General features: G+C 44.1%; 10 protein-coding genes, 4 tRNA genes and 1 pseudogene. 10 read left to right on the forward strand and 5 right to left on the reverse strand.

Annotated features, from left to right (window positions below; all coding sequences use genetic code 11):
• A pseudogene (locus DPF90_RS20015) lies at window positions 1-287 on the forward strand (IS4 family transposase); the annotation flags it as partial.
• A 49-nt stretch (window positions 288-336) separates the two neighbouring features.
• Here DPF90_RS20015 and DPF90_RS20020 read toward each other — a convergent pair.
• Both DPF90_RS20020 and epmB read right to left on the reverse strand, forming a co-directional pair.
• Window positions 337-1,659, reverse strand: coding sequence for an anaerobic C4-dicarboxylate transporter (locus DPF90_RS20020; protein WP_114788064.1), 1,323 nt, complete (start codon window positions 1,657-1,659; stop codon window positions 337-339).
• 157 nt (window positions 1,660-1,816) lie between these two features.
• The gene (gene epmB, locus DPF90_RS20025) at window positions 1,817-2,839 is read right to left on the reverse strand and encodes an EF-P beta-lysylation protein EpmB (RefSeq protein ID WP_114788055.1); all 1,023 of its coding nucleotides are present in this window, start codon (window positions 2,837-2,839) and stop codon (window positions 1,817-1,819) included.
• Window positions 2,840-2,872: 33 nt separating this feature from the next.
• Between epmB and efp the strand changes: the two genes are divergently transcribed.
• From efp to rraA, 3 genes are all read left to right on the forward strand, one after another.
• Window positions 2,873-3,439, forward strand: coding sequence for an elongation factor P (gene efp / locus DPF90_RS20030; RefSeq protein WP_114788056.1), 567 nt, complete (start codon window positions 2,873-2,875; stop codon window positions 3,437-3,439).
• Between the two features lie 116 nt (window positions 3,440-3,555).
• Entirely contained in the window at window positions 3,556-4,473 is a 918-nt protein-coding gene (locus DPF90_RS20035) for a 1,4-dihydroxy-2-naphthoate polyprenyltransferase (RefSeq protein WP_114788057.1), read from the forward strand.
• 76 nt (window positions 4,474-4,549) lie between these two features.
• A complete protein-coding gene (gene rraA, locus DPF90_RS20040; protein ID WP_114788058.1) occupies window positions 4,550-5,068 on the forward strand; it encodes a ribonuclease E activity regulator RraA in 519 nt (172 codons plus the stop codon).
• A 12-nt stretch (window positions 5,069-5,080) separates the two neighbouring features.
• On the opposite strand, the gene DPF90_RS20045 is transcribed toward rraA, so the two are convergent.
• Both DPF90_RS20045 and tpiA read right to left on the reverse strand, forming a co-directional pair.
• Window positions 5,081-6,433, reverse strand: a complete 1,353-nt coding sequence (locus tag DPF90_RS20045; protein ID WP_114788059.1) for an MATE family efflux transporter — start codon at window positions 6,431-6,433, stop codon at window positions 5,081-5,083.
• 107 nt (window positions 6,434-6,540) lie between these two features.
• Window positions 6,541-7,311 carry a triose-phosphate isomerase gene (gene tpiA, locus DPF90_RS20050; RefSeq protein WP_114788060.1) on the reverse strand — a complete coding sequence of 257 codons (771 nt, stop codon included), beginning with the start codon at window positions 7,309-7,311 and terminating at the stop codon, window positions 6,541-6,543.
• Between the two features lie 250 nt (window positions 7,312-7,561).
• On the opposite strand from tpiA, the gene DPF90_RS20055 reads away from it, so the two are divergent.
• On the forward strand, window positions 7,562-7,909 hold the full coding sequence (locus DPF90_RS20055) for a 5-carboxymethyl-2-hydroxymuconate Delta-isomerase (RefSeq protein WP_114788061.1): 348 nt from the start codon (window positions 7,562-7,564) through the stop codon (window positions 7,907-7,909).
• Between the two features lie 38 nt (window positions 7,910-7,947).
• Here the strand turns inward: DPF90_RS20055 and coaA are convergent, their stop codons facing one another.
• On the reverse strand, window positions 7,948-8,871 hold the full coding sequence (coaA, locus tag DPF90_RS20060) for a type I pantothenate kinase (RefSeq protein WP_114788062.1): 924 nt from the start codon (window positions 8,869-8,871) through the stop codon (window positions 7,948-7,950).
• Window positions 8,872-9,079: 208 nt separating this feature from the next.
• On the opposite strand from coaA, the gene DPF90_RS20065 reads away from it, so the two are divergent.
• From DPF90_RS20065 to DPF90_RS20085, 5 genes are all read left to right on the forward strand, one after another.
• A tRNA-Thr gene (locus DPF90_RS20065) sits at window positions 9,080-9,155 on the forward strand.
• A gap of 35 nt (window positions 9,156-9,190) precedes the next feature.
• Window positions 9,191-9,275 (forward strand) — tRNA-Tyr (locus DPF90_RS20070).
• Between the two features lie 35 nt (window positions 9,276-9,310).
• Window positions 9,311-9,385, forward strand: a tRNA-Gly gene (locus DPF90_RS20075).
• A 13-nt stretch (window positions 9,386-9,398) separates the two neighbouring features.
• Window positions 9,399-9,474, forward strand: a tRNA-Thr gene (locus tag DPF90_RS20080).
• A gap of 103 nt (window positions 9,475-9,577) precedes the next feature.
• Window positions 9,578-10,358: elongation factor Tu (locus tag DPF90_RS20085; protein WP_114788063.1), on the forward strand; the 781-nt coding region annotated here is incomplete at its 3' end.

The following is a 10,358-nucleotide window of genomic DNA, read 5'->3' on the forward strand; positions in this document are numbered from 1 at the left end:
TTTGCTTGCCTATAATTGCCTATAATTTAGTACGTTTAGAAATGATTCATATTGCCGAAGATGCCAATGTAAGCCCAACTCGGGTTAGCTTCACAGCAGCAATAAATTTGATAGATGCCCAGTTGCGCTGGCTAGCGCTCAGCCCCGATGGCACTTTACCTGTCAGGCTCAAACAAATGCGAGAGAGCATCAGCCATTTCATTTTGCCAGATAAAAGAAAGGACCGAACGTTTCCACGTTCAGTCCTCTTTGTTCGGGCCAAATATCCATTTAGATATAAGTGTTAATACTTATCCGAACGGCATTAAGTGCTTAGTCACTGGCCTTTTTTTGCGCTTAGTTTACAACCATGGTTGAGAGAATATAAGCAACTGTTGTCGCTGTGCTCACACCGATAAAGCCAGGCAAGAGGAAGCTATGGTTTAAAACGTACTTGCCAATTCGAGTCGTGCCTGAGCGATCAAAGGTAATTGCGGCTAAATCGCTGGGGTAAAAAGGGAAGAAGAAGTAAGCATAACATGCGGGTAATACACCAATGAGGACAGGGGTCGGAATGCCCATCGAAAATCCTAAAGGCAGCATTATGGTTAGTACCGCAGCCTGACTTTTTAAAAATATGGACACAACGAACATGGCAATTGCAAAGGTCCAAGGGTGCGCTGCGACTATCTCGCTGACTAGGCTAATTAGATAAGGTTTATGGAAGCTAATTATGGTGTCACTCATCCAAGCGATACCAAAAATTATCACCACAGCCATCATACCAGCGATAAAGACGTTGCAGTGAACAATTTTTTTGGGCTCAACTTTGGTTGCCAGCAAAATGATAGCGCCAATCGACAGCATTAAAAACTGGATAGCGACTGACATTTTCACGCCTTCAGGCAGCAGGGAAAGGTCATGGCCAAACATAGCCACAAAGACAACCACCACAATACCTGCTAAGAAAATAGTCAGCCCTTTTTTCGCTTGTTTGCCAATTTCGCTTTGATTGTCTTGTTGATCGCCATCGATAAGTTGCGCTTTAAATTCAGGATCGCTGCAGCGTTGGATAAACTCATTGTCTTGGTCAAGATCTTTACCGCGTTTTAGACTCCAGGTACAACCGGCTAATACACCGATAAGAGTAGCGGGAATCGTGACTGCAAGGACATGACCAAGACTGATTGCTAGGTGATTATCTGCGGCGGTAGCCATGACAACGGCAGCCGCTGCTGCAATAGGGCTAGCAGTAATGCCCATTTGTGACGCAACGGAAGCCATAGCCATAGGGCGCTCGGGACGAATGCCCTTTTTATATGCGACATCATAGATGACAGGAAGAAGGGGATAAACGGAATGTCCTGTTCCAACCAAAACCGTTAGCGAGTAGGTGCAGAGCGGGCCCAAGAAGACAATTTGGTTGGGGTGTTTTCTAAGTAAGCGCTCGGCAAATCTTACAAGTAGTTGCAACCCTCCTGTTGCCTCAAGCGTGGCCGATGCAGCAACGACGGCTAGTATGATTAACATTACGCTAATTGGTGGTGTACCCGGAGTAATACCAAACACAAATGCAAGTATTGAAACACCAAGCCCACCGAGTAGACCAAAGGCAATTCCTCCGTGGCGGATACCAATGAAGATAATGGTTAACAACAGGATCATGTGTACGTAAAACATAATCATTCCTAATGGGTTGTTGAAATTTTCTTCAATGCTAATCAAAATTAGCGACTCAAAAAAGTGAATTGACACCTTTGTCAGACTCAGCAGGGTGTCATTACTCTTTTCTTTGTTTCGAATCAAAATAGTGGTTAAAAGCTCACCTTAAGATCATCTATTCAAGGTGGAGGTCAAGAGGTGTTTTACTGGCTCTTCCGCCAATTTCTCTGGTTAATTTCGGCACCAAGTAGCCAGATACTCTTTCAATCACGCCGGACATGATAGCTCTTGCTTTATCATCAGAGATATAGAAGTGCGCAGCCCCTTGAACTTTGTCCAGAACATGCATGTAGTATGGCAGTACGCCAGCATCGAAAAGTGTTTCACTCAATGATACTTGGGTTTCAATGTCATCATTGACTCCTTTGAGCATCACGCCCTGGTTGAGTAAAGTAACCCCAGCCCTGCGTAGGTTATTGAGTGCTAATTTTAAGTCCTGATTAATTTCATTAGGATGATTAATATGGGTGACCAGAATAACCTGTAAGCGTGTTGCTAAGAACATTTCTCTTAGTGCAAGGGTTATCCGCTCTGGGATCACAACAGGTAAACGCGTGTGAATACGTAGTCGTTTTATGTGCGAAATAGCGCTAATATTTTCAATCAGCCAATCCAGTTCTTGGTCTTTTGCCATCAGAGGATCGCCGCCAGATAGGATAACCTCGTTCAGCTCTTGGTGATCCTTTATATAGGCTAGACTTTGCATCCAAACTGATTTACTGCCTTTATTTTCATCATAGGGAAAATGGCGCCTGAAACAGTAACGGCAGTTAATCGCGCAGCCTCCTTTGAGGATCATCAGAACCCGATTACGATATTTGTGCAGTAGCCCAGGTACGGCGTTATCTTGCTCTTTAAGCGGGTCATTTGAATAACCTGAGTGAATTTCAAATTCTTCCTCTAACGGCAAAACTTGGCGCAGCAGAGGATCAAAGGGATTTCCTTTTTCCATTCTATCAACAAAGCTTTGCGGTACCCGTTGCGCAAACAGCTTTCGAGCGGCAAAACCCTTCTGCCATGGAGAGGGATCAATCTCAAGAATCTTTAGCAGCTTTTCAGGATCTGAGATCCCATTCGCTAGTTGTTTGATCCAGTTTTGCTCAACAGAATCAAGTTTTCGGGTTATGATGTGCGACATTAAATTTAACTCGAAGAATGGTAAGAGGAAAAAATGGCTACTGTTAGCACAAATGAATTCAAAGGCGGTCTTAAAATTATGCTTGATAATGAGCCTTGTGTCATTCTCGAAAACGAGTATGTCAAACCTGGTAAAGGCCAAGCATTTAACCGTGTTAAAATCCGTAAACTGCTTTCAGGTAAAGTTCTAGAGAAAACATTTAAATCAGGCGACACGGTTGAAGTCGCTGATGTCATGGATATTGATCTAGATTACTTGTACAACGATGGTGAATTCTACCACTTTATGAACAACGAAACATTCGAACAGCTAGCCGCAGATAAAAAAGCGGTCGGCGATAATGCGAAATGGCTGGTTGAGAATGACACTTGTATGCTAACTCTTTGGAACAGCAACCCGATTGTCGTTACTCCACCAAACTTTGTTGAACTTGAAGTGACAGATACCGATCCTGGTCTAAAGGGTGATACCCAAGGTACTGGTGGTAAACCTGCTACTTTGTCTACAGGCGCTGTAGTTCGAGTTCCTCTGTTTATTTCTATTGGTGAAGTTATTAAAGTAGACACTCGTTCTGGTGAATACGTAGGCCGCGTTAAGTAACCCTATCCAGTTCATTGGACCTATGTAAAGGCCACGATGAGTGGCCTTTATTGTATTTACTCAAACTTTGATGTATCACAATTATTGTTATTCACAATGAGGATAAACTGGTGAGCATGAAACAGTCGTTATCTATATGGCTAAACGCCGCTCGTCCGAAAACGCTTCCACTTGCGTTAGTGTCTATATTAACGGGAAGTGTACTCGCGTATTCTACTCATCAAGCTTCCATTTTGATCACCATACTTGCGTTTATCACGGCAACCTTATTGCAAATATTGTCCAACTTGGCGAATGACTATGGTGATGCGCAAAAAGGAACCGATAATGCCAAGCGCCTTGGTCCGGTTCGCGCTATTCAATCTGGCGCCGTCACACCAGAAAGTATGAAGAAAGCGATTATTATTAATCTCGTGATGACGCTAGTGTCTGGTTTGACTCTGGTCTTATACGCTTTAGATAATTTGCAAAACATTCTTCTATTTCTTGGTCTAGGCGTGTTGGCGATGATTGCTGCCATAGCGTACACGGTCGGTAACAAACCGTATGGCTACGTGGGTTTGGGTGATATCTCTGTATTTATCTTTTTTGGTTTGCTTGGTGTAATGGGTACTTTCTTTCTGCACACAGGAACTATTACTCCCGCTTTGATATTGCCTGCAGTAGGTTGTGGACTCATGGCGGTTGCAGTTTTAAATGTAAACAATATGCGTGACATAGAAAATGATCAGCAGTGTGGGAAAAAAACCATTGCGGTGAGGCTAGGTTGTCGAAAGGCTAAGCACTACCATGTCTTACTTTTGTCAGGTGCTTTTCTAGCATTTACCCTCTATCTGGTGCGCCAGCCAGCCTCTATCTGGCTGACACTGCCGTTTTTGTTTAGCGCAATGTTTGTATACAAGCATGGTAAGTTGGTTTGGCTGGCCCGACAGCCGATGCATATTGCACCTATGATGCCCATGATTGTGAAATATTCACTAATTACTAATTTACTGTTTGCAGGAGTGGTTATAGCTCAAACTCTGGTCAGTTAATTGAGACTTGTCATTGCAATGACTTAATGTCGCTATATACTCGTTTGTGATGACTAACCGTATGAGAAGGAACACTATGGAATACAATACGTCGGCTTTATGTGACATTTACTCAGAACAAGTGGATGTGCTTGAGCCCATGTTTAGCAACTTTGGTGGAAGTGCTTCATTTGCAGGCCAGATCACTACAGTTAAGTGTTTTGAGGACAACGGTCTGATTCGAGAAGTGTTAGAGCAAGATGGTTTAGGTCGTATTTTGCTCATTGATGGTGGTGGTTCGCTACGACGCGCACTCATTGATGCAGAACTTGCCGCGATAGCAGAAGAAAATGAATGGGAAGGTATTCTTGTTTATGGCTGTGTACGCGAAGTTGACGAACTAGAAGATATGAGTCTAGGTATTCAAGCTTTAGCTTCAATCCCTGTTGGTGCAACATCTCAAGGTGTCGGTGAGGTAGACGTCGCGGTCAATTTTGGTGGAGTCACCTTTCTTCCAGAAGACTACCTTTATGCAGACAACACGGGCGTGATTATTTCTCAGGAGAGACTTGATGTTGATCTTGAGGTAGAGGAAGATGATTTACTAGCTAAGTAATCGTTTCTTTTGTTACTGCTCTTGTATGGCTAGTTGCAGATGGTGTCGCCTTAGCTGTAAGGCGTAAAGGTACCCCAGTATTCCACCGATGATATTGCCAAGTGCAATCCCAATAAATATTCCCTCACTCCCCAGCCAATGACTTCCTAACCAAGCACTAGGTAGGACGAACACAAATAAACGCATAAAGCTCCATTGAAATGCTTTCAAGGGCTTATGTAGAGCGTTGAGTCCGGAAATGAGTATCATGGCTATGCCCTGAAAGCCATAGCTAAATGGTACGACAAGCAAGTAGTGCCAGAGTAAATCTCTGACTGGCTGCTCTTGGGAAAAAAGCGATGACAGAGGAATGCTAAGCGGGATCATTGCTATGAATACGCCCATTTGAAAAACTAATGCAAAACGCATACTAATAAACAGCCCAGCAAAGCTACGCTGATGTTTCTCTGCGCCTATATTTTGTGCGATGAAAGGAGTTAGGGCTGAAGAAAGTGCCATCAATACGATAATTAAAATAGATTCTAGCCGCTGAGCAGCTCCATAAGCAGCAACGGCAGCCGTCCCCTGACTAGAAACTAAAATCATCAATAGCGCGCCAGAAAGGGGGATCATAGCATTAGAGAGCGCCGCGGGAGTACCAATCTTAAGAATAAGTCTCACATCTTCAACAAGATATCCTATGTTTGGAAGTATGAGCATGCGTTCTCGCAGAGTAAGAATGTATAAGGACCAAACACAGGCACCTAACCAACTGAGAGCGCTCGCGATGGCGGCGCCTTGGATGCCTAGCTCTGGGAAAGGTCCCCAGCCAAATATCAGTAGCGGATCCAATACACCGTTGATGATGCCGGCCAGTATCATAATTTTGGCAGGCGTTCTTGTGTCTCCTGTTGCGCGGATCACACTGTTACCTGCCATAGGAATGACGAGTAATGGAATGCTCAGATACCAGACACTCATATATTTGTCTATCATAGGCAATAGGCTATCAGAAGCACCTAAGAGTGAAAATAGAGGGTGAAGTGTTGCAAGCCCGATAGCAGATACTAGGGTAATTAGCGTGACTGCGAGCAAAAGGCCGTGCGCAGCGAACCTTGCTGCACGAACAGTTTTTCCTTGTCCGAGTAAGTGGGCGATATTGGTTGATAAACCTACACCTATGCCCATGGTGATACAATTAAGCGCGAATGTAACTGGGAAGGTATAGCTGATTGAAGCCAGTGCCTCGGTGCCTATTAAAGAAATGAAGAAAGTGTCCACAAGATTGAACATGAGAATCGACACCAGACCGAAGACCATCGGAATGGTCATTTGCCTGAGTACTTGGGGAATAGGGGCTGTTAAAAGGCCATACTTATCCTGCATCTCGAACAACGGCTCTAATGGACGAAAAGGCTAGGATACTTGATTGGCGGACAAGACACAAAAAAGGTCAGCAATCGCTGACCTTCATGCTCAAAATTAAGGCATTATTATGCTTTTGCTGCGGCTGCTGCTTTTGCAATCGCGGCGAAACTTTTAGCGTCAAGAGAGGCTCCACCAACGAGAGCGCCATCAATGTCTGGCTGAGAGAAGTAAGCTTGAGCGTTCTCTGGTTTAACGCTACCACCGTATTGAATTATTACTTGTTCAGCAACGGCGGCACTTTTCTCTGCAATTAAAGCTCGGATTGAAGCATGGATACGCTGGGCATCTTCAGCCGTAGCTGCTTTACCTGTACCGATAGCCCAGATTGGTTCATATGCGATAATCGCCCCGTTTAGTGCTTCAACGCCATAAATGTCAATAACCGCATTGATTTGGCGAGCGCAAACCGCTTCTGTTTCACCTGCTTCATTTTGAGCTTCTGACTCACCAATACAAAATACTGGCTTAAGACCATTTTCTTTCAAGAAGTTAAACTTCTTGGCAATGAATTGATCGGACTCATTGTGATAATCACGTCGCTCAGAGTGACCGATAATGATGTGCGTTGCTCCAAAATCTTTGAGCATTTCAGGAGACATATCGCCTGTAAATGCGCCGCTGTTATTTAGGTCCGTATTTTGAGCACCTAGGATAATTTTGTTACCACCTTCTGCGATGAGCTTTTCCGCTAGGTCGATATAAAGTGCTGGTGGAGCGACGGCTACATCTACGCCTTCAAGACCGTTAAGTTCGGTGTTAAGGCCAGTCAGTAGCTCCTTTACCATAGCTTTGCTACCGTTAAGCTTCCAGTTACCCATGACTACAGGACGACGCATAGGAATATCTCCGTATTTAATCAATTAATGTAAAAAATCTGCGTAAGAATATAACAGATAAACAGAGCGAGATCATGATTAGCATCATGTCTGTTCGTATTCGGTAAGTGATCTATCAGGCAGTTCGTATGCAACCAGATATGAGTTTGGAGCATAAGCTGCTAGGGTAAGCTAACTTTTGTAACAAGAGACAGCTCATGTGCTGATTCATCGCGCTGTCTCATGTTTGCTTTATTTGACAAGGAGCAGCATGCCCAATTTAATCATGGAATATTCTCATCCTGTTGAGGATTTGGTTGATGTCAATCTACTTCTTAAAGCACTACATCAAGTGGCTCTTGAGTGTGACTTGTTTGAACCGAACTCTGTAAAGTCACGTTCTCTTTGCTACCAGAATTGGCTTGTTGGGCTGGCAGGAAGTAGTGCTGACTTCATACATATAAATTTTGATTTGCTTGATGGTCGAACTCAAGAACAAAAAAAGCGCTTGTCGTTCGAGCTAATGCAGGTTTTGCAGCAAGAGGCAGGGCAGGTCCACAGCCTAACCATTAATATCCGTGATATGGATAAAGAGTGCTTTCTAAAAGTACTTAACTAGGGTTGCATCAAGCTCAACCCTAGCAGGAAGCGAATGAGCTATTTACGCAATAAAATTTCTTCAACAGTGTGGTCTTGACCTTTCTTAAGGATAAGCTGAGCACGGCCTTTGGTTGGCAAAATATTCTCATCAAGATTAATGCCGTTAATCGAACGCCAAATTCTATGAGCTTCTTTTTCCGCTTCTTGTACACTTAGTTTGGTGTAATGACTGAAGAAAGAGCCTTGCTCGGTAAAGGCGCCTAAACGGAAATTGAGGAAACGCTCTACGTACCACTGCTCAATCACATCACTCTTAGCATCGACATAAAGAGAAAAATCAAGGAAGTCAGAAACAAACACTCTGTGCGGAGCATGCGGATAGTCCATGCCACTTTGCAGTACATTCAGACCTTCAATAATAAGCACATCAGGGCGATCAACGACTTTTACATCTTCGGTAATGTCGTAGGTAATGTGCGAGTAGATAGGGACTTCTAGATTGGGTTTGCCCGCTTTAACGTCAGAAACGAATTCAATCAGGCGTTTAATATCATAGGACTCTGGAAAACCTTTACGATGTAAAATCCCGTTTTCTTCGAGTACTTTTGTTGGGTAAAGGAAGCCATCGGTTGTCACAAGCTCCACTTTGGGGTGATTATCCCAACGCGAGAGCAACTCTTTGAGTAGCCGGGCTGTGGTACTTTTCCCTACCGCGACACTTCCCGCGACACCAATAATAAAAGGCGGCGCTTTTTCTGAATTATCAAGAAAATTATTCAGAACAGAGTTACGACTTTGTCTTGCTGCGACGTAAAGATTCAGTAGACGAGAAAGTGGTAGGTATATCTCTACCGCCTCTTTCATGGATAACTTTTCGTTTACGCCTTGCAGCTCTATGAGATCACTCTCGGAAAGCGTCATAGGAACAGAGTTACGCAATTCTGCCCAATGTTGGCGTGTAAAAGAGAGATATGGCGACATAGTCTTCCTAACTGAGATTCGCGATAAGGAGCTGCGAAAATACAACAAGCGAGCCTAATTGCCAAATATCAGGAGTAAAAATAATCCAACAACCTCATCTGGCTGTTTGATTTTTAAGCAAACAATCGCAAACCCAGTAAAAAACCATTTTTTTTTGATTTAGCTATTGCAAGCTTGCGTTTCCTTCAATAGAATGCGCACCACTTATGCCGACTTAGCTCAGTAGGTAGAGCAACTGACTTGTAATCAGTAGGTCACCAGTTCGACTCCGGTAGTCGGCACCATTTTAACTTTAATAGTTATTGTGGTTTGAAAATTTGGGGGGGTTCCCGAGTGGCCAAAGGGAGCAGACTGTAAATCTGCCGGCACTGCCTTCGATGGTTCGAATCCGTCCCCCCCCACCATATTCTTTAAGGAATAGCTTACAGAGTTACGTGTTGCGGGCATCGTATAATGGCTATTACCTCAGCCTTCCAAGCTGATGATGCGGGTTCGATTCCCGCTGCCCGCTCCACTCTTTTTTGAGTGCTGATATAGCTCAGGTGGTAGAGCGCATCCTTGGTAAGGATGAGGTCGGCAGTTCGAGTCTGCCTATCAGCACCAGCTCTGAAAGCAAACATTTCCTTTTGATATATACTTTATCACCAATACTTTTTGGTTGCGTGGTCATCAAAGCCACCTAAATCCGTACCTAGAGGGACAACTCATGTCTAAAGAAAAATTTGAACGTACGAAACCGCACGTAAACGTTGGTACTATCGGCCACGTTGACCACGGTAAAACAACTCTAACTGCTGCAATCTGTACTACTCTATCTAAAGTGTACGGCGGTGAAGCGAAAGACTTCGCATCAATCGATAACGCTCCAGAAGAGCGTGAGCGCGGTATCACAATCGCAACATCTCACGTAGAGTACGACACTCCAACTCGTCACTACGCACACGTAGATTGTCCAGGACACGCGGATTATGTTAAGAACATGATCACAGGTGCTGCGCAGATGGATGGTGGTATCCTAGTTGTTGCTGCGACAGATGGCCCAATGCCACAGACTCGTGAGCACATCCTACTAGGCCGTCAGGTTGGTATCCCATACATTATCGTATTCATGAACAAATGTGACATGGTTGACGATGAAGAGCTACTAGAACTAGTAGAAATGGAAGTTCGTGAACTTCTATCTGAGTACGACTTCCCAGGTGATGATCTACCAGTAATCCAAGGTTCAGCTCTAGGCGCACTAAACGGTGAAGAGCAGTGGGAAGCTAAGATTGTAGAACTAGCAGAAGCGCTAGATTCTTACATTCCAGAGCCAGAGCGTGCAGTAGACATGCCGTTCCTAATGCCGATTGAAGATGTATTCTCAATCCAAGGCCGTGGTACAGTAGTAACAGGTCGTATCGAGCGTGGTATCCTAAACGTAGGTGACGAAGTTGCTATCGTAGGTATCAAAGAGACGACTTCAACGACTTGTACAGGTGTTGAAA

Source organism: Vibrio tetraodonis (assembly GCF_003350295.1).
GTDB classification, from domain to species: Bacteria; Pseudomonadota; Gammaproteobacteria; order Enterobacterales; family Vibrionaceae; genus Vibrio; species Vibrio tetraodonis.

What these genes read in the sequence shown, in the direction of transcription:
- DPF90_RS20020 (WP_114788064.1), bottom strand. Translation starts at nt 1,659, where the DNA reads ATGTTTTACGTACACATGATCCTGTTGTTAACCATTATCTTCATTGGT.
- tpiA (WP_114788060.1), bottom strand. Translation starts at nt 7,311, where the DNA reads ATGCGTCGTCCTGTAGTCATGGGTAACTGGAAGCTTAACGGTAGCAAA.
- DPF90_RS20035 (WP_114788057.1), top strand. Translation starts at nt 3,556, where the DNA reads ATGAAACAGTCGTTATCTATATGGCTAAACGCCGCTCGTCCGAAAACG.
- efp (WP_114788056.1), top strand. Translation starts at nt 2,873, where the DNA reads ATGGCTACTGTTAGCACAAATGAATTCAAAGGCGGTCTTAAAATTATG.
- DPF90_RS20055 (WP_114788061.1), top strand. Translation starts at nt 7,562, where the DNA reads ATGCCCAATTTAATCATGGAATATTCTCATCCTGTTGAGGATTTGGTT.
- coaA (WP_114788062.1), bottom strand. Translation starts at nt 8,871, where the DNA reads ATGTCGCCATATCTCTCTTTTACACGCCAACATTGGGCAGAATTGCGT.
- epmB (WP_114788055.1), bottom strand. Translation starts at nt 2,839, where the DNA reads ATGTCGCACATCATAACCCGAAAACTTGATTCTGTTGAGCAAAACTGG.
- DPF90_RS20045 (WP_114788059.1), bottom strand. Translation starts at nt 6,433, where the DNA reads ATGCAGGATAAGTATGGCCTTTTAACAGCCCCTATTCCCCAAGTACTC.
- rraA (WP_114788058.1), top strand. Translation starts at nt 4,550, where the DNA reads ATGGAATACAATACGTCGGCTTTATGTGACATTTACTCAGAACAAGTG.